The 17,984-nt window shown below is 72.0% G+C and carries 18 protein-coding genes and 1 tRNA gene; 5 read left to right on the top strand and 14 right to left on the bottom strand.

Going from position 1 to position 17,984, the window contains the following annotated elements; genetic code table 11:
• Positions 1 to 109: 109 nt before the first annotated feature.
• Positions 110 to 1,477, top strand: coding sequence for an NADP-specific glutamate dehydrogenase (gene gdhA / locus CP975_RS31365; protein ID WP_167532760.1), 1,368 nt, complete (start codon positions 110 to 112; stop codon positions 1,475 to 1,477).
• 19 nt (positions 1,478 to 1,496) lie between these two features.
• Here gdhA and CP975_RS31360 read toward each other — a convergent pair whose 3' ends face one another.
• On the bottom strand, positions 1,497 to 2,387 hold the full coding sequence (locus tag CP975_RS31360) for an NAD-dependent protein deacetylase (protein ID WP_150477602.1): 891 nt from the start codon (positions 2,385 to 2,387) through the stop codon (positions 1,497 to 1,499).
• Between the two features lie 56 nt (positions 2,388 to 2,443).
• On the opposite strand from CP975_RS31360, the gene CP975_RS31355 reads away from it, so the two are divergent.
• Positions 2,444 to 2,716, top strand: coding sequence for a DUF3253 domain-containing protein (locus CP975_RS31355; protein ID WP_150477601.1), 273 nt, complete (start codon positions 2,444 to 2,446; stop codon positions 2,714 to 2,716).
• 17 nt (positions 2,717 to 2,733) lie between these two features.
• Here the strand turns inward: CP975_RS31355 and CP975_RS31350 are convergent, their stop codons facing one another.
• The 7 genes from CP975_RS31350 to CP975_RS31320 all read right to left on the bottom strand — a co-directional run bounded on the left by CP975_RS31350 (position 2,734) and on the right by CP975_RS31320 (position 7,629).
• The gene (locus CP975_RS31350; protein ID WP_150477600.1) at positions 2,734 to 3,900 is read right to left on the bottom strand and encodes an alkaline phosphatase PhoX; all 1,167 of its coding nucleotides are present in this window, start codon (positions 3,898 to 3,900) and stop codon (positions 2,734 to 2,736) included.
• 266 nt (positions 3,901 to 4,166) lie between these two features.
• A tRNA-Pro gene (locus CP975_RS31345) sits at positions 4,167 to 4,240 on the bottom strand.
• A 108-nt stretch (positions 4,241 to 4,348) separates the two neighbouring features.
• On the bottom strand, positions 4,349 to 4,729 hold the full coding sequence (locus tag CP975_RS31340) for an MmcQ/YjbR family DNA-binding protein (RefSeq protein WP_150477599.1): 381 nt from the start codon (positions 4,727 to 4,729) through the stop codon (positions 4,349 to 4,351).
• A gap of 74 nt (positions 4,730 to 4,803) precedes the next feature.
• Positions 4,804 to 5,781, bottom strand: coding sequence for an alpha/beta fold hydrolase (locus tag CP975_RS31335; protein ID WP_055529235.1), 978 nt, complete (start codon positions 5,779 to 5,781; stop codon positions 4,804 to 4,806).
• Between the two features lie 115 nt (positions 5,782 to 5,896).
• Positions 5,897 to 6,034, bottom strand: coding sequence for a GNAT family N-acetyltransferase (locus tag CP975_RS31330; protein WP_199782934.1), 138 nt, complete (start codon positions 6,032 to 6,034; stop codon positions 5,897 to 5,899).
• Between the two features lie 46 nt (positions 6,035 to 6,080).
• Positions 6,081 to 6,644 (bottom strand): helix-turn-helix domain-containing protein, encoded by a 564-nt coding sequence (locus tag CP975_RS31325; protein WP_425474294.1) that lies wholly within the window; start codon positions 6,642 to 6,644, stop codon positions 6,081 to 6,083.
• A gap of 85 nt (positions 6,645 to 6,729) precedes the next feature.
• Positions 6,730 to 7,629: a LysR family transcriptional regulator gene (locus CP975_RS31320; RefSeq protein WP_055529238.1), complete on the bottom strand. Its 900-nt coding sequence runs from the start codon at positions 7,627 to 7,629 to the stop codon at positions 6,730 to 6,732.
• 258 nt (positions 7,630 to 7,887) lie between these two features.
• On the opposite strand from CP975_RS31320, the gene CP975_RS31315 reads away from it, so the two are divergent.
• Entirely contained in the window at positions 7,888 to 8,817 is a 930-nt protein-coding gene (locus tag CP975_RS31315) for an aminoglycoside phosphotransferase family protein (protein ID WP_055529239.1), read from the top strand.
• Positions 8,818 to 8,848: 31 nt separating this feature from the next.
• On the opposite strand, the gene CP975_RS31310 is transcribed toward CP975_RS31315, so the two are convergent.
• Positions 8,849 to 10,093 carry a glycine C-acetyltransferase gene (locus CP975_RS31310; protein ID WP_055529240.1) on the bottom strand — a complete coding sequence of 415 codons (1,245 nt, stop codon included), beginning with the start codon at positions 10,091 to 10,093 and terminating at the stop codon, positions 8,849 to 8,851.
• Positions 10,094 to 10,181: 88 nt separating this feature from the next.
• Entirely contained in the window at positions 10,182 to 11,210 is a 1,029-nt protein-coding gene (tdh, locus tag CP975_RS31305) for an L-threonine 3-dehydrogenase (RefSeq protein ID WP_055529242.1), read from the bottom strand.
• 323 nt (positions 11,211 to 11,533) lie between these two features.
• On the opposite strand from tdh, the gene CP975_RS31300 reads away from it, so the two are divergent.
• Complete coding sequence (locus tag CP975_RS31300; protein WP_055529250.1) at positions 11,534 to 14,056, top strand: polysaccharide lyase 8 family protein; 2,523 nt, start codon at positions 11,534 to 11,536, stop codon at positions 14,054 to 14,056.
• A gap of 119 nt (positions 14,057 to 14,175) precedes the next feature.
• Complete coding sequence (locus tag CP975_RS31295) at positions 14,176 to 16,059, top strand: DUF2264 domain-containing protein (protein ID WP_055529252.1); 1,884 nt, start codon at positions 14,176 to 14,178, stop codon at positions 16,057 to 16,059.
• A gap of 6 nt (positions 16,060 to 16,065) precedes the next feature.
• Here the strand turns inward: CP975_RS31295 and CP975_RS31290 are convergent, their stop codons facing one another.
• The 4 genes from CP975_RS31290 to CP975_RS31275 are packed head-to-tail and all read right to left on the bottom strand — an operon-like array spanning position 16,066 to position 17,969.
• The gene (locus CP975_RS31290; RefSeq protein WP_055529254.1) at positions 16,066 to 16,593 is read right to left on the bottom strand and encodes a GAF domain-containing protein; all 528 of its coding nucleotides are present in this window, start codon (positions 16,591 to 16,593) and stop codon (positions 16,066 to 16,068) included.
• Positions 16,590 to 17,183, bottom strand: coding sequence for a GTP-binding protein (locus tag CP975_RS31285; RefSeq protein ID WP_055529255.1), 594 nt, complete (start codon positions 17,181 to 17,183; stop codon positions 16,590 to 16,592). The genes CP975_RS31290 and CP975_RS31285 overlap by 4 nt, the downstream gene beginning before the upstream one ends.
• Entirely contained in the window at positions 17,161 to 17,532 is a 372-nt protein-coding gene (locus CP975_RS31280) for a DUF742 domain-containing protein (protein ID WP_055529257.1), read from the bottom strand. Before CP975_RS31280 ends, CP975_RS31285 begins: the two co-directional genes overlap by 23 nt.
• 2 nt (positions 17,533 to 17,534) lie before the next feature.
• Positions 17,535 to 17,969 carry a roadblock/LC7 domain-containing protein gene (locus tag CP975_RS31275; RefSeq protein ID WP_055529259.1) on the bottom strand — a complete coding sequence of 145 codons (435 nt, stop codon included), beginning with the start codon at positions 17,967 to 17,969 and terminating at the stop codon, positions 17,535 to 17,537.
• Positions 17,970 to 17,984 lie beyond the last annotated feature (15 nt).

Genomic DNA, 17,984 nt, shown 5'->3' with positions numbered 1-17,984 from the left:
ACACCCGAGGGGCGGGTCTCGCAATGTGGTTATTCGCTGGACCTGAGGCCTGGTCACTGTGTTTACATGCGCGTGATACCTGCGCCTTGAGCGTCCAGAAAGGGCCTCTTTGACCATGCGACCCGATACGAAGACAGCGCTGCCGGCGCTCTCGCAGCTGCTCACCGAGATCGAGCACCGCAACCCCGCCCAGCCGGAGTTCCACCAGGCCGCCCGCGAGGTGCTCGAGAGCTTGGCGCCGGTCGTCGCGGCCCGCCCCGAGTACGCGGAAGCCGGCTTGATCGAGCGGCTGTGCGAACCGGAGCGGCAGATCGTCTTCCGGGTGCCGTGGCAGGACGACCGCGGTCGCGTGCGGGTCAACCGCGGCTTCCGGGTGGAGTTCAACAGCGCGCTCGGCCCGTACAAGGGCGGCCTGCGCTTCCACCCGTCGGTGGACCTCGGTGTCATCAAGTTCCTCGGCTTCGAACAGATCTTCAAGAACGCGCTGACGGGCCTCGGCATCGGCGGCGGCAAGGGCGGCAGCGACTTCGACCCGCGCGGGCGCAGCGACGCGGAGGTCATGCGTTTCTGCCAGTCGTTCATGACGGAGCTGTACCGGCACATCGGCGAGCACACGGACGTGCCCGCGGGTGACATCGGCGTCGGCGGCCGGGAGATCGGCTACCTGTTCGGCCAGTACCGGCGCATCACCAACCGCTGGGAGGCGGGCGTCCTCACCGGCAAGGGCCCCAACTGGGGCGGCTCCCTGATCCGTCCGGAGGCGACCGGTTACGGCAACGTCCTCTTCACGGCGGCGATGCTGCGCGAGCGCGGCGAGACCCTTGAGGGCCGGACGGCGGTCGTGTCCGGCTCCGGAAACGTCGCCATCCACACCATCCAGAAGCTGACCGCGCTGGGCGCCAACGCCGTGACCTGTTCGGACTCCTCCGGTTACGTGGTCGACGAGAAGGGCATCGACCTCGACCTCCTGAAGCAGGTCAAGGAGGTCGAACGGGCCCGGGTGGACACCTACGCCGAGCGCCGCGGTGCCTCGGCCCGCTTCGTACCGGGCAGGCGGGTCTGGGAGGTACCGGCCGACATCGCACTGCCCTCGGCCACGCAGAACGAGCTGGACGCCGACGACGCCGCCACGCTGATCCGAGGCGGTGTGAAGGTGGTCTCGGAGGGCGCCAACATGCCGACGACCCCCGAGGCCGTGCGCCTCTTCCAGCAGGCGGGCGTCTCGTTCGGGCCCGGCAAGGCGGCCAACGCGGGCGGCGTCGCGGTCAGCGCCTTGGAGATGGCCCAGAACCACGCCCGTACGTCGTGGCCGGCGGAGCGCGTCGAGGAGGAACTGACGCGCATCATGAACGACATCCACCGGACGTGCCACGAGACCGCCGAGCGCTATGGCGCCCCCGGGGACTACGTGACGGGCGCGAACATCGCCGGCTTCGAGCGGGTGGCGGACGCGATGTCCGCCCAGGGGGTCATCTGACCGCGGCGGAGCCAGGGCGTCAGCTGACCCCTGCCGAGATGCCCAGCCGTTCGGCCACGGAGGTGAGTGCCGGTCCGAGCGGCAGCGCGACCCGGGTGACGGCGTGACGGTCGCCCCGGGTGGCGTCCCGGTTGACGATCACCACCGGCTTGCCGGCCTCGGCCGCCTGGCGGACGAACCGCAGCCCGGACATCACCGTCAGCGAGGACCCGAGAACCAGCAGGGACGCCGCCTCACGGACCGCCGCGCGGCAGCGCTCGACCCGCTCGGGTGGGACCGTCTCGCCGAAGAACACCACGTCCGGCTTGAGGACGCCGCCGCAGACCGTGCAGGGCAGCACGCGGAAGTCCCCGACCTGTTCGTCGGTGAGGTCGGCGTCGCCGTCCGGGTTGAGGCCGGCGGCGACCGGCGCGAAGCCCGGGTTGGCCTCCTCCAGCCGCCGGGCCAGCTCACCGCGCGGGCTGAAGGTGCCGCAGGACAGGCAGACGACCCGGTCCAGGCTTCCGTGGAGTTCCACGGTCCGCCCGCTGCCCGCGGCCTGGTGCAGGCCGTCGACGTTCTGAGTGATCACACCGGTGAGCAGCCCGTGCCGCTCGAACGCGGCCACGGCCCGGTGCCCGGCGTTGGGCCGGGCCCGGCCGAAGGTGCGCCACCCGAGGTGGCTGCGCGCCCAGTACCGGCGCCGGGCCTCATGGTGGGCGGTGAACTCCTGGTAGGTCATCGGGGTGTGCCGGCTCAGGCTTCCGCCCTCGCCCCGATAGTCGGGAATTCCTGATTCCGTGGAGATGCCCGCCCCGCTGAGCACCAGCACATCGCCGGCGCCCAGCATCTCGACGACCGGCCCCGGATCCGTCGTACCCGGCGGCAGGTCCCCGGCAGGAGTCCAGCTCAGAGTGGGGCGCATACGCATGCCGCCAGGGTACGGAACACCGGCGGCGCGGGACCGGCGGTGCGACACTGGCGGATGTGACGGACAGAGAACGGCAGACGGACCGGCGCCTGGAACGGGCCATCCTGGAACTGCTGGAGCGGCGCAGCCCGTCCGCGACGATCTGCCCCTCCGACGCCGCGCGGGCGGTGTACGAAGGGGACGACGACGGCTGGCGCGCCCTCATGGAACCGGCCCGCCGCGCCGCCCGCCGACTGGAGACGGCCGGCGAGGTGGAGATCACCCAGGGAGGCCGCCCCGTGAGCCCGGCGGACGCCCGCGGGCCGATCCGTATCCGCCGCGTCCGCTGAGGCCCGGCCCGGGCCGCTCAGGCGGTGGTGCGGAAGGGGCCGGTGACCTCATAGGTGATGCCGCCTGATGAGCTGCCGGACGTACCGCGCTGGCTGGAGAAGTACAGCCGCCTGCCGTCGGGGGAGAAGGCCGGGCCGGTGATCTCCGAGCCCGACTGGCCGGTGATGCGCAGGAAGGGGGCCACGACTTCGGCGGGGGTGATGACGCAGATCTCCATGTTGCCGCCGTCCTCGGCGACGAACAGGTCACCCGAGGAGCTGCCGGTGACGTTGTCGACACCAGTCAGGGGCGCGGCGCCGTTGGTGACGAGGCTGTCGTCGTAGGCGAGTTCGTAGGTGCTGTCGCGCAGGTTGAGCCGCCAGACGCGGTTGTCGCCCTTGGTGGTGAACCAGACGGTGTCGGCGGCGTAGTGGCAGCCCTCGCCGCCGTTGAAGATCTTGGCCCCGGAGACCTGGTCGCGGGTGTAGGTGGGCGAGCCGTCGGGGTCGGGCACGTTCGTCCAGGTGAAGGAGCCGGTGGTGCCGGACCCCGCGACCAGTACCTGGAGGGTGCCGGAGGACAGGTCGCCCCAGCTGGTGGGGAGGAACCGGTAGAAGCAGCCGTCCGACTCGTCCTCGGTCAGGTAGATCGCCTTGCGCACCGGGTCGGCGGCGGCCGCCTCGTGCTTGAACTGGCCCATCGCGGCGCGGCGGACGGCGGCCTTCGTGCCCCACGGGTCCGTCTCGTAGACGTAGCCGCGGCTGACCTCCTCGCACGACAGCCAGGTGTTCCACGGGGTGGCTCCGCCCGCGCAGTTGTTGCGGGTGTTGGACAGGACCCGGTAGGCACCCGTGACGGATCCGGAGGAGTTGAACTTGACGGCGCTCGCCCCGCCACCGGTGGCCAGTTCGGAGTTGGATACGTATATCCAGCCCGCGCCGTCGGCGAAACAGGCGCCGCCGTCAGGAGCGCCGTGCCACGTGTACGAGGTGCCGGACACCGTCCGGCCCGAGCGGGCTATGACGCGGCTGGTGAAGCCGGACGGCAGCATGATGCCGTTGGTGTCGGCGGCCAGCAGACCACCGTAGGGGCCGGTGCCGTTCTGAGCGGGGGCCGCGTAGGCGGCGCCGTGCATGAGGGTGCCTCCGAAGACGGCGGCAGAGGTGCCGAACACCGCACCACGCAGGAAATTGCGACGGTCCACAGATACTCCTACACCGGGAGACGAACGATGAGTTGACGGGCGTCGCCGACTGGTCACAGGGACCGTAGGGGCCCCGACCGGACAGGGGCAGGGGCGAGCGAGCCAACTTTGTTCGACGAACAGGTGCACGAGCGGGGGGTGGAGGTTGCCGTTCCGGCACCAAATGAACTGTGCGGGAATGCCTGTGGCCGACTGCTCCCCAAAAACGATCAAGGGGCCGTTTCAGATTGCTCTGAAACGGCCCCTTGATCTACGACTCTTTCGAGTCGGGACGACAGGATTTGAACCTGCGACCCCTTGACCCCCAGTCAAGTGCGCTACCAAGCTGCGCCACGTCCCGTTGCCCGTGTGACCTGGGGTTTCCCCCGGCCGAACGTGCACGGAAACAATACCGCACTCTGACCGGTGATCGCTCACCCTTTCCTTGGCCGGCCACGGGGCCCGTGCGTCATTCCGGGGCCGGAACTCCCAACTCCGGGTGTTCCTCAAGGAGCCGGGGCGGCGCCGCCTGGCGCCAGGAGTCCGACAGGATGTCCGTCAGCTCCTCCTTGTCCAGCGCCGCGAGGCGTACCCGCACCCACGCCGAACCCGCCTCGTGCGCGGCGACCCAGAACTTGTCCGGCTCGGCCAGAACCAGCTCGTCCCGCTCGACCTTCGGGCAGCGCACCGCGATGGACGTCTCGTCGTCGGGAACAGTCACGAACATCTTTCCGGACACGCGGAAGGTGGGCATGCTCCACGCGACCTTCTCCACCGTGTCCGGCAGGGCGAGGGCGATGCGGCGCACGTCGTCGGAGGTGACGCGGGCCCGGGATCTGGACTTCGACATGGCATGAACCGTAGCCAACGCCACTGACAGTCAGCCGCCGAGCAGTGACCGGCCCGCCCCGGGGCGGGCTCCCCTCACAGCACCCGCTTGTCCAGCCACGCGGTCAGGTCCTCGTGGACCTCTTCCCGGTTGGTCTCGTTCAGGATCTCGTGGCGCGCGTCCGGATAGCCCTTCCATGTGAGGTCCTCCACTCCCACATACCTGAGGTCCTCCAGGAGTTCGTGGACCAGGGTCATCCGCTGGTTGCACGGGTCCTGCTCGCCGACGGCGATGTGGATCGGCAGATCGGCGGGCACGCGCGCGAGGTTGCGCGGATCGTTGATCTTGCGGATGCCTCGCACCCAGTCCAGGGAGAGCCCGGCGGAGAAGGCGAATCCGCAGCGCTCGTCGGCCGCGTACGCGTCGACCTCCGCCTCGTCCCGCGACAGCCACTCGAAGCCGGTGCGGTGGGGGTACGGATCGTTGAAGGAGGCGAAGAGGTCGGTGACGTACGAGGAGATCGCGGCGCGGCCGCGCTCGGCGGTCTCGCGCTCCAGGCGGGCGACCGCCCCTTGCGGATCGGCGCCGGGCAGTGAGCGGAACGTACCGGAGAGGATCACTCCCGCGAGGCCGTCCGCGTACTCCTGGGCGTAGTCGCGCGCGAGCATCGAGCCGAGGCTGTGCCCCAGGAGGAAGAACGGGAGACCGGGGTGCAGGGTGCGCACTTGGTCGCCGATGGCCTTGAGGTCGTCGACGATCGCCCGCCAACTGTCGCCCTCGTCGGAGCCGTCCGCCCCGGAGGTCACCCCATAGCCGCCCGTGGCCTGCGCGGTGGCGCCGTGTCCGCGGTGGTCGGAGGCGACCACGCCGTAGCCGTGAGCGGTCAGGTGGCGGGCGAACCGGTCGTAGCGCAGGGCGTGTTCCATGGCTCCGTGCGCGATCTGGACGTAGGCGCGCGGCCTGCCGTCGGCCGGCAGCCAGGTGTACGTGGCGACGGGCACGCCGTCCGCGGCGTTGAGCAGTCCGGCGGTGTAGGTGGCGGCAGAAGGGGTGTCGGCGGCTCGGTCGGGCATCGCGCGGGCTCCCTGGGCGTCGTTTCCTGCGGGCGGGGGGTGGTTACGGTGCGGGCCTTCGCCTCAGCCTCCCCCACGGGCGGGGCCTCATGCGGGCCACTTGCCGAGAGGAGGGTCACGCGCGCGCCGCCGCTTCCTCGGCGGCGGACAGGAACACGCGGGCCGGGCCCTGCCCGCGCGCGGACGGGTGGACCGTCAGCTTGGCGATCTCCGCGCGGTGGCGGCCAGGTGAGCGGCCAAATCGTCCGCGCACTCCCGGAGCCGGCCCGCGTCGAGGCGCGCCGGCACCCCGGGGACCGTCACGGCTTCACGACCACGAGGGCGTAGCGCACGGCCTGCTCCCCCAGGCAGCGGAAGCGCGAGGCGCCCCACAGCCGGTAGCGCAGACAGTCGCCGGTCCGCAGGGAGTGCGACTCCCCGAGCACCGTGACCTCCAGGGCTCCTTCGAGCACCCAGATGTGCTGTTCGAGGCCGGGCACGGGAGGCCGGTCGTAGTCGATGTCGGCGCCCGGCTGGAGGCGGCCCTCGACCAGCTCTCCGCGCATTCCGAGGTGCGGCGGCGAGACCGACCAGCGCATGAAGCCGGCGTCGTCGTCCGCCCAGACCGCCTGGTCGACGGCGCGCACCAGCTGTGCGGGCTCCGCCTCGACCTCGCTCAGGAGCTGCGACATGGTCCGTTCGTAGACGGCGCAGAGGCGGTTCAGGAGGGCCGCGGTGGGGCTGATCTCCGCGCGCTCGGCCCGGGACAGGGTGGAGCGGCTGATCCCGCTCAGCTCGGCCAGCTCACCCAGGGACCAGCCGCGTTCGGCACGCAACTCGGCCAGTCGGGCGGCGAGGCGCGCGTCGACTCCTTCGTGTTCCATATTCGGCACGCTATCCCGCATACGGGATGTCGACAAGGTGCTGTTCGTGGCTGAAAGGTGACAGCGGCCGCGCGGCGTCCAGGTGTCAGCCCGCCGCCTCCCCGAGGGCCGCGAGGACGGGACGGATCAGCGGGTGTCCCTCCGCACCGCACCGCACCGCCGCGAACACCCTGCGCGTGGGGGCCGCGCCCTCCACCGGGCGCACCACGGCGCCCGACACGTCCATGCCGCGCAGCGCCGAGCGCGGCACCAGGGCGACGCCCGCGCCGGCCGAGGCGAGCGCCACCACCGCGCGGAAGTCGTCCGACCAGTGCTCCAGGAGGGGCTGGAACCCGGCCTGCTCGCAGGCGAGGACGACGACGTCGTGGCACGGGTTTCCGGCGAAGGGGCCGATCCAGGCGTCCTTGGCCAGCTCGGCCAGCGGCACCCGGTCGGCGGCGGCGAGCCGGTGACCGAGGGGGAGCACCGCGTCGAACGGCTCCGCGTAGAGGGGTACGCGCGTCAGGCGGGGGTCGTCCGCGCCGGGTGCCCCGCGGTACTCGACGGCGACCGCGACGTCCACCTGCCGGTCGAGCACCATCGGGAGGCTGGCGTCGCCCTCCGCGTCCTGGACGCGCACCCGGATGCCGGGGGCGGAGGCTGCGAGGCGGGCCAGGGCCGGGCCGACGACCAGGCCGATGCCGGTGGCGAAGGAGGCGACGGTGACCGTGCCGGCCTCGCCGGAGCTGTACGCGGCGAGTTCGGCCTCGGCACGTTCCAGCTGGGCGAGGACCGCGTTGGTGTGGGTCAGCAGGATCTCTCCCGCGGCCGTCAGACGCACGCCGCGTGCCGACCGGTCGACGAGACGGTGGCCCGTCTCCTGCTCCAGGGCGGTGAGCTGCTGGGAGACCGCGGAAGGGGTGAGGTACAGCGCGGCGGCGGCGGCCGTCACCGTGCGGTGGTCGGCCACCGCCCGGAGGATGTGCAGCCGCCGTGCTTCGATCATGCGCCCGATTCTCCCAAACCGGGGACCGCGGCCGCACCACCCGTCGCATCCGAGGCGGGCGGCACGGCGGGGCGCCGTGGCTGGCGTCCGCGCGCGGCGCGCCCGTGGCACCCTTCCGCGCGCCCGAAGAAACCCCGGGGAGGCGCCCTCCCGTCCCTCCAAAATCGGTCGACAGGCGAGGCCCAGCACCGCACTGTGAGCACTCCCACCGCTCGCCGCGCAGAGCGGTCGTCCGTCGGCCTACCGCAGGAGCTGTCCTTGACGACGCAGAACACCCCGGCCCGGCGCCCGGCCATCGACGCGGCCCTCGTCAGGCGGCTGGTCGACGCGCGGTTCCCGCAGTGGGCCGAGCTGCCGCTGAGGCTGCTCGATCCGGCCGGGTCGGACCACGTGATCTACCGCCTGGGCGAGGAGCTGTCCGTCCGGCTGCCCCGCCACGCGGACGCCGTCGGGCAGGCCGAAAAGGAGTCCGTGTGGCTGCCCCGGCTCGCCCCCCACCTGCCGCTGGCGGTCCCCGAGCCGGTGGGGGTGGGTGCGCCGGGCCTCGGCTATCCCTGGCCGTGGGCCGTCACGCGCTGGCTGGACGGCGAGGTGGCGACCCCCGAGGCGCTGGGTGACTCGCCCCGGGCCGCTGCGCGCCTGGCGGAGTTCCTCACCGCGTTGCAGAGCTGCCCGCCCGGTGACTTTCTGGTCGGGGGCCTCCCCGCCGACGGCGCCCGGGCCGAGGCGGCCCGCGAGGAGTACGGCGCCGGGACGCTCGCCGACCGGGACCGGGAGACGCGCGCCGCCATCGCGGATGTCGGCGGCGTGTTCGACGCCGAGGCCATGACCGCGCTCTGGGACGCGGCCCTGAGCGCCCCCGCGTGGGACCGGCCTCCGGTCTGGTTCCACGGCGACTTCCACACCGGCAACCTGCTGACCGTCGACGGCCGCCTCAGCGCGGTCGTCGACTTCGGCGAACTCGGCATCGGCGACCCGGCGTGCGACCTGACCATCGCCTTCACCCTGATGACGCCCGAAAGCAGGTCCGTGTTCCGCGCCGCGCTCGGCGTCGACGACGCCACGTGGACCCGGGGCCGCGGCTGGGCGTTGGCCACGGGCCTGAACGCGTACACCACCTACGCCGCCGTGAACCCCCGGGTCGCCGCGCAGACCTCCCGCCAGATCACGGCGGCGCTGGCCGGCTAGCGAAGGCAGCGGGGCAGGCCCCTGGATCCCGTCACGCCCCGCCCGGCTCCCCCAGCTCCGCGCGCGCCGCCACGAACGCGTCCACCGCGCGGTTCACGTCCTGCGTGGAGTGCGCCGCGGACAGCTGGACGCGGATACGGGCGGCGCCCTGCGGCACCACCGGGTACGAGAAGCCGATCACGTACACGCCCCGCTCCAGCAGCAGTTCGGCCATGCGGCCCGCCACGGCCGCGTCGCCGATCATGACCGGGGCGATGGCGTGGTCGCCGGGCAGGACGTCGAAGCCCTCCTCGGTCATCCGCGAGCGGAAGAGGGCCGTGTTGGCGGCGAGGCGCTCACGCAGGTCGCCCGCCGACTCCAGGAGGTCGAGGACCTTGAGGGAGGCCGCCGCGATCACCGGGGCAAGGGTGTTCGAGAAGAGGTACGGTCGCGAACGCTGGCGCAGCAGCGCGACGATCTCGGCGCGGGCCGCGACGTAGCCGCCGGAGGCACCGCCGAGCGCCTTGCCCAACGTACCGGTGATGATGTCGACGCGGTCCATGACGCCGTGCAGCTCGGGGGTGCCGCGGCCGCCGGGACCGACGAAGCCGACGGCGTGCGAGTCGTCGACCATGACCATGGCGTCGTACCGGTCGGCGAGGTCACAGATCTCCGCGAGCGGGGCGACGTAGCCGTCCATGGAGAAGACGCCGTCGGTGACGATCAGCCTCCGCCGGGCCCCGGAAGCCTCCTTCAACTGCTGCTCCAGGTCCGCGAGATCGCGGTTGGCGTAGCGGAAGCGGCGCGCCTTCGACAGCCGGATGCCGTCGATGATCGAGGCGTGGTTGAGCGCGTCGGAGATGACCGCGTCCTCGGCGCCGAGCAGGGTCTCGAAGACACCGCCGTTGGCGTCGAAGCAGGAGGAGTAGAGGATCGTGTCCTCCTGGCCGAGGAAGGCGGAGAGCCGGGCCTCCAGTTCCTTGTGGACCTCCTGCGTGCCGCAGATGAAGCGGACGGACGCCATGCCGTAGCCCCAGCGGTCGAGCGCCTCGTGCGCGGCGGCGACGACCTCGGGGTGGTCGGCGAGGCCGAGGTAGTTGTTCGCACAGAAGTTCAGGACCTCGCCGGGGCGGCCTTCCCCAATCTCTCGGCTTCGCTCGATCAGGGGAGACCCCATCGCGGTGACGGCCACCGTGGCGGACTGCGGGGTGCCGATCACGCGCTCGGGCTTGTGCAGCCCGGCGGCGCGGATCTCGTCGAGGGTGGCCTGGAGGTCTTCGCGGACGGAGTCGAACATACGTAATCCTTCGAGATACGAACCGTGGAGAGCCGGACGGATCGGTACGAGTCTGGGGAAGAGGGGCGCGTCAGGGACGAGGGGCGCGTCAGGAGGTCCAGTCGAGGATGACCTTGCCGCCGCGGCCGCTCGCCGCGTCGTCGAAGGCCGCCTCGAAGTCACGGTGGCCGTAGCGGCCCGTGATGACGGGCGCCAGGTCGAGGCCGCCTTCGAGCAGCACGGACATCGCGTACCAGGTCTCGAACATCTCACGGCCGTAGATGCCCTTGATCGTGATCATCGAGGTGACGATCCGCGACCAGTCGACGGCGAACTCCTCGGCAGGCAGGCCGAGCATGGCGATCTTGCCGCCGTGGGTCATGTTGGCGACCATGTCGCGCATCGCGCGCGGGTTGCCGGACATCTCCAGGCCGATGTCGAAGCCCTCACGCAGACCGAGCGCGCGCTGGCCCTCGGCGATCGGGGCGTCGGCCACGTTGAGCGCGAGGCTGACACCGACCTTGCGGGCCAGTTCGAGGCGCTCCTCGCTGACGTCGGTGATCACGACGTTGCGTGCACCGGCGTGCCGGGCGACAGCGGCCGCCATCAGGCCGATCGGTCCGGCCCCGGTGATCAGCACGTCCTCGCCGACCAGCGGGAAGGACAGGGCGGTGTGCACGGCGTTGCCGAACGGATCGAAGATCGCGGCCACGTCGAGGTCCACCGGGACACGGTGCACCCACACGTTGCCCGCGGGCAGCGCGACGTACTCCGCGAAGGCGCCGTTGCGCCCGACGCCGAGGCCGACCGTGGCGCGGCACAGGTGGCGCCTCCCGGCCAGGCAGTTGCGGCACTTGCCGCACACCAGGTGGCCCTCGCCGCTGACCCGGTCGCCGACCTTGATCTCCGCGACGTCGCGGCCGGTGTCCACGACTTCGCCGACGAACTCGTGTCCGACCACGAGCGGCGCGGTGACCGACTGCTGCGCCCAGCCGTCCCAGTCCCTGATGTGCAGATCGGTGCCGCAGATCCCGGTGCGGAGCACCTTGATCAGGACGTCGCCGTGGCCGATGACCGGCTCCGGCACGTCCATCAGCCGGAGGCCCGGCTCCGCTTTCTCCTTGACCAGCGCCTTCAACGCAGCGGCTCCTGTCGTACGTCGCTTCTTCCCCCGACGGCACAGGAATCTTCCTTAAGGAGGCGTTCTGGTCCATCGAGGATTTCTTAAGCGCCGCCGCAGGTTTCCTTCAGACCGCGCCGGTCGCCGAGTCCGCCGGGCCGCGCCGCTCCACGCTCGGCTGAAAGCGGTTAACCCCCGGCAGAACCCACCTGACCCCAGTGTCCGAGCAGAAAGAACCCAGAAAGATTTCCGGCCCTCTTGCGTCGCATAGCAACCGCTTACATGCTGTCGCGCAATTGCCTCATGTGTCCCCGACTGCCCCGACACCTCTGGGAGTTCGCATGCCCCTGCCTCATTCCGGATCCACCGGGCCCAGCCGTCGCACGCTGCTCGCGGCCGGGGCGGCGTCCGCCGCCGTGTCGGCAGCGGCGGCAGGCGGAGCGGCGTCGGCCGCCGACCGCGAGAACACCCACGACACCCACAACACCGCCTACGACACCCTCCTCGCCCGCGCCGCGACCCAGCTGACCGGTGGCCCCTTCGACGCCACGGACCCCGACTTCGCCGCCGCGCTCAAGACCCTGGAAACCCAGGCGACGACCTGGTGGCGGCGGTTGGACCGCTCGGCGGGCAGGGCCGCGCTGTGGGCCGACCTCTCCCCCGCCTCGGACTCCGGCAACTTCGGCCAGAGCTATACCCGCCTGCGCACCCTCGCCACGGCCTGGGCCACGCCGGGCACCTCCCTCGTCGACAGCGCGGAGGTCATCGAGGCCCTGCTCGACGCGCTGCGCTTCCTGCACTCCACCGGCTACCACCCGGGCCGCACGGAGACGGGCAACTGGTGGTTCTGGGAGATCGGGGCGCCGCGCGCGCTGATGGACACCTGCGTCCTGCTGCGCGCGCGGATGTCCGCCGAGGACCTGGCCGCGTACACGGCGACAGTCGCGAAGTTCTGCCCGGACCCGGACCGCCGCACGAACATCCCCTCGCTCTCGGAGACCGGCGCCAACCGCGCCGACAAGGCCGTGATCGTGGCCCTGCGCGGCCTGCTCACCCGGGACGCGGCGACGGTGGCACTGGCGCGCGACGGCCTGTCCGACGTCAGGGACAGCGGCAGGAACAGCCTTTTCAAGTACGTCACTTCGGGCGACGGCTTCTACGAGGACGGCTCGTTCGTGCAGCACGGATCCGTCGCGTACACGGGCACGTACGGCAGTGTCCTGCTCGGTGGTGCCGGCCAGGTGATCGCACTGCTCGCGGACTCCCCGTGGGCGGTCTCCGACCCGAAGACGTCCGTGCTGTACGACGCGGTCGACCGGACGTTCGCGCCGGTGATTTTCGACGGGCTGATGATGGACGCCCTGCGCGGCCGGGCGATATCCCGGGAGAAGGCGCGGGACCACCACGACGGCGCGGCGGCCCTCTCCCACATCCTCCAACTCGCCTCCGGCGCACCGGACTCCTACGCGCGCCGCTGGCGGGCGCTCGTCAAGGGCTGGATCCGCCGCAACGACCACACCCCCTACCTGGGCCTGGTCGGCATCCCCGCGCTGGCCCGTGCCAAGGCCGTCCTCGACGACCCCTCGATCCCGGCCACCGACCGGCTCACCGGGCACTTCGTCTTCGCCGGCATGGACCGGGTGGTGCACCGCCGGCCCGGCTGGGCCCTGACGCTCTCGCTCTCCTCGAAGCGGATCGCCGCGTACGAGGCGGGCAACGGCGAGAACCTGCACGGCTGGTACACCGGCGACGGCATGACCTATCTGTACGACGGCGACGACCTCGGGCAGTTCGGCGACGGCTTCTGGGCGACCGTGGATCCGTACCGCCTGCCGGGCACGACCGTGGACACCCGCGCGCGGGCCGACGTCGGCACCGGCGCCGGCACCGGTACGTACCGACCGAAGAACGCGGTGGCGGGCGGCGCGGCCCTGGACGGCCGCTACGGCGCCGCCGCCATGGAACTCCTCGCTGATGGCAGCACCCTGCGGGCCCACAAAGCGTGGTTCTGCCTCGACAACGTGGTCGTCGCGCTCGGCGCGGGCATCAGCGCGAGCGACGGCCGCACGATCGAGACGGTCGTCGAGAACCGCGACCTGCACGCGGCCGGGCCCACCCGGACGCTGACCGTGGACGGCCGCCAGCAGCCGGGCCACCAGGGCTGGTCCGCGCGGTTCGACCACGCGCGATGGGCACACCTGGAAGGCACCGGTGGGTACGTCTTCCCCGCCTACCCCGGCTCCCCGGCCTCCCCAACCTCTCCGGCCTCACCAAACTCTCCGACCTCTCCCGGTGGACCCGCCGGGGCGGACAGCGGCCTCGGCCTGCGCGCCCTGCGCGAGGAGCGCACCGGCAGCTGGCGGGACATCAACACGGGTGCGGACACAGGGGGTGGCACCACGCCCCTCACCCGCCGCTATCTGACGCTGTGGCTGGACCACGGCACCTCCCCGAGCGCGGCCGCGTACGCCTATGTCCTGCTGCCCGGCGCGAGCGCGTCCGCGACCGCCGCCTGGGCACAGGCCCGGCCCGTGCGGATCGTGGCCAACGACGCGACCGTCCAGGCCGCCGAGGCACGCCGCGCGGGCCTCCTCGCCGCGCACTTCTGGCGTCCCGGCACCGCCGCGGGCCTCACGGCGTCGGGACCCGGCACGGTCCTGGTGCGGCGGGACCACCGGGGCGCCTCGGTGGCGGTCGCCGACCCGGGCCGCACCGGGGCGACCTTGCGCGTCGAACTGCCCTTCCCCGTACGGGAGGTACGGCGCGCGGACGACACGGTGGCCGTCACCCTCGGGCGGCGCCCCGTGCTGACCGTCCAGGTCGGGGGCTCCCGGGGCCGGACGCATACGGCGGAGGTCGTCTGAGTGTTCCGCCGCGATCCCGTGGACGGTCACGCGCCGGCGCGTCATGGCTTTCCGCGCAGTACCCCGCGCCCCCGCGGGGCACTTCCCCGGCCGGCCCTCGACGAGGAGTGTCGAACCCCATGCCCGCTCCGCATCTGCCCCTGCCTCCCACCGACCGCGTCCTCTCCCCGCTGACCGGCTGGACCAGGGCGCACTGGGAGGCGCTCGCCGACCGGCAACTGGACGCACTGGTCCCCTACGCGACGCCGGGCTTCGCGCAGTACCGCATCCCGGGGCGCCAGAGCTGGTCGGGGGTGGTGTCGGACGGCCTTGAGGGGTACGCAAGGTCATTCCTGCTGGCCTCCTTCCGGATCGCCGGGGCGGGCGGCGAGGTGGACCCCCGACTCATCGAACGCTACGCGCGGGGTCTGACAACGGGCACCGACCGCGGCAGTGGCGAGGCCTGGCCCGAACTCACCGACCGCTCGCAGCAGATGGTGGAGGCCGCCTCGGTCGCGATCGGCCTGCACGAGACCCGCCCCTGGATCTGGGACACCCTCGACACCCGGGTCCAGGAGCGGGTCGTCGACTGGTTCTCCGGGTTCGTCGGCGGCAGGACCTGGGACAACAACTGGCGCCTCTTCCAGGTGGTGTCCGAGCAGTTCCTCGCCTCGGTCGGCGCCTCGTACAGCCAGTCGGACATCGACGGCGGCCTCGACCGCATCGAGGACTGGTACCGCGGCGACGGCTGGTACAGCGACGGCGACGGACGCAACTTCGACTACTACAACGGCTGGGCGATGCACCTGTACCCGCTGCTGTGGGCACGGATGGCGGGCCCCGACGGCGACGGCGGGCGCGGCGAGGTCTACCGCGAGCGCCTCGGGCTGTTCCTCACCACCTACCCGCACTTCTTCGGTGGCGACGGCGCCCCGGTCCACCAGGGCCGCTCGCTGACCTACCGCTTCGCCACCGTCGCCCCCGTGTGGATGGGCGCCCTCGCGGACTGCACGCCGCTGGCCCCCGGCCTGACCCGGCGGCTGGCCTCCGGCGCGGTCCGGCACTTCGTGCAGCGCGGCGTCCCCGACGAGCGGGGCCTGCTGCCGCTCGGCTGGTACGGGACGTTCCTGCCCACCACGCAGGCCTACTCGGGACCGGCGTCGCCGTACTGGGCGAGCAAGGCCTTCCTCGGCCTGCTGCTGCCCGCCGGCCACCCGGTGTGGACGGAGCGCGAACTGCCGCTCCCCGTCGAGGAGTCCGACCAGTACACCGCGCTCCCCCGGCCGGGCTGGCTCCTGCACGGCACCCGGCACGACGGCATCGTCCGCCTGGTCAACCACGGCAGCGACCACAACCCGCTCGAAGGCGCCGCCCAGGACGATCCGCACTACGCGAAGTTCGGTTACTCGACGGCGACGGCCCCCGAGACCGCCCCACGCGCGTGGGAACGTGCCGTCGACGGCCATCTGGCGCTGCTCGCCCCGGACGGCACGCCGTCCCGACGCGTGCGCATCCATCCCCTGCGGTGCGCGGGGCGCCACGCCTCGTCCCGCCACGACGCCCGGCTGCCGGGCCACGATGACACGTTCCCCATCGTGACGACGAGCGCACTGCACGGCCGGTGGGAGATCCGCGTACACCGGCTGCGGGCCCCCGAGGGCACGACGGTCCGCGAGGGCGGGTACGCGGTGGCCGACGGGGCGCTCCCGCACGCCGAACGCGGCCCCGGCTGGGCCCTCACCCGTACGGCTGCGGGGCTCACCAGCGCGGTGGTCGCCCTGCACGGCTGGGACGAGGAGGCGGGCGTAGCCCGCGAGGTCGCGGCCAACGCCTGCGGACCGCACTCCGCGACGCCCTTCCTGACCTTCCCGGGGCATCCGGGCGGGCACAGCGTCCATGTCACGCTGGTCGCCCTCTCGCGGGACACCGTCGACCCGCGGGCGCTGCGCGCGTCCGTCACCTGCGCCGTGGACGACCGGGGCGTGCACGTCCGCTTCCCCGACGGGACGGAGCTGGAGCTGTGAGCGGGGTCAGATCCCGCCGTCCTCCCGCCGGTGGATCTGCTCGACCAGCTCCGCGGCCATCGTCTTGATCGTGTCGAGCCCCGCCCTCCCCCAGCGCCGGGGCTCGACGTCGACGACGCAGACCGTGCCGAGGACGATGCCCGTACGGTCGATGAGGGGCGCGCCCAGATAGGAGCGGATGCCGATCTCGTCGACGACGGGATTGCCCGCGAACCGCGGATAGTCGCAGACGTCCTCCAGGACGAGGGCCTTGCGCCGCACCACCACATGCGGGCAGTACCCGTGGTCACGGGCCATGTAGCGCTCCATGGAGCTGTCCGGAGTGTGCAGGCCGGCGAAGAACTGCCGGTTCTCGTCGATGAAGTTGACCATGGCGTAGGGCGCGCCGGTCAGCTTCGCGAGCCGGCCCGCGAAGAGGTCGAACTCCGGGTCGACGCGGTCCCCGATGCCCAGGCCGCGCAGCCGCCGCACGCGCGCGGGGGCTTCTTTGTCGACAGGGGTGAGCAGCAGGTGCCCGGTCGGGTCGTACCTCACGTGTGGGCTCCGTAGCTCGGCTCCGGTGCGTGGTTGAGGAGGTGTTTGACGAGGATGAGGAGCGTCTGGATGCCCGAGCTGGAGATCCGCGCGTCGCAGCGTACGACGGGCACTTGGGGGTCGAGGTCGATGGCGGCACGCACCTCTTCGGGTTCGTAGCGGTGGGCACCGTCGAATTCGTTGATCGCGACGATGAAGCCCATGCCGCGCTGTTCGAAGAAGTCCACGGCGGCGAAGCAGTCCTCCAGTCGGCGGGTGTCGGCGAGCACCACGGCGCCGAGGGCGCCTTCGGACAGCTCGTCCCACATGAACCAGAACCGTTCCTGGCCGGGGGTGCCGAAGAGATAGAGCACGTGTTCGGGGTCGAGCGTGATGCGTCCGAAGTCCATGGCGACGGTCGTCGTGGTCTTGTTCTCCACGCCCGAGAGGTCGTCGGTGGCCTCGCTGACCGTGGTGAGCAGTTCCTCGGTGCTCAGCGGCGCGATCTCGCTGACCGCGCCCACGAAGGTCGTCTTGCCGACCCCGAAACCACCGGCGACGAGGATCTTCAGTGCGGTGGGGAAGGGGTCAGAGCTGTCGTCGTAATCCATCGAGCACTGCCTCCAACAGGGACCGGTCAGTGGGGTTGTGAGAGAAGTCCGGGGCCTTCGTGGTGAGGGCCCCGGAGTCGAGGAGATCGCAGAGGATCACTTTGGCCACGACCGCGGGCAGCTTCAGCTGCGCCGCGACCTCGGCGACGGAGGTCGGGGCACCGCACAGGCCGAGGGCCGCGGAGTGCTCCGGCCCGAGATAGCCGAACGGGGTCGATCCGGTGGCCATCACCTGGGAGAGCAGGTCGAGTTGTGTGGTCGGTCTGGTCCGGCCGTTGCTGACCGTGTAGGGACGCACGAGCCGTCCCGCGGCGTCGTCGAGCCAGGGCCCGTCATGCGGGGCCGCCACGCTCAGCGCCTCATCGACGCGGGTTCCCCGGCGTGCTGCCGGGGCGCGGTGATCAGGTACGGGCGGACGCTCTTGACCAGCATCGCCATCTCGTATCCGAGGACGGCCGCGTCCGCCTCGCGGCCCGCGAGGACGGCGAGGCAGGTTCCGGAGCCCGCGGTGGAGACGAACAGGAGGGTCGAGTCCAGTTCCACGACGACCTGCCGGACGTCCCCGCCGTCCCCGAAGCGGATGCCCGCGCTGCGCCCGAGGGAGTAGAGCCCCGAGGCGAGGGCCGCCATGTGGTCGGCGCTGTCCGGGTCGAGGCCGTGCACCGACTTCACGAGGCCGTCGGAGGAGAGCAGGACGGCACTGCGGGTGTGCGGCACGCGCTGCACGAGGCCGCTCATCAGCCAGTCGAGATCGGATACATGGCCGGTCGGCGCATCGCTCGCCATGGTGGATCGACTCCT

This window comes from Streptomyces alboniger, from assembly GCF_008704395.1.
Classification (GTDB): domain Bacteria; phylum Actinomycetota; class Actinomycetes; order Streptomycetales; family Streptomycetaceae; genus Streptomyces; species Streptomyces alboniger.
This window is presented reverse-complemented; position numbering and strand designations above follow the sequence as displayed.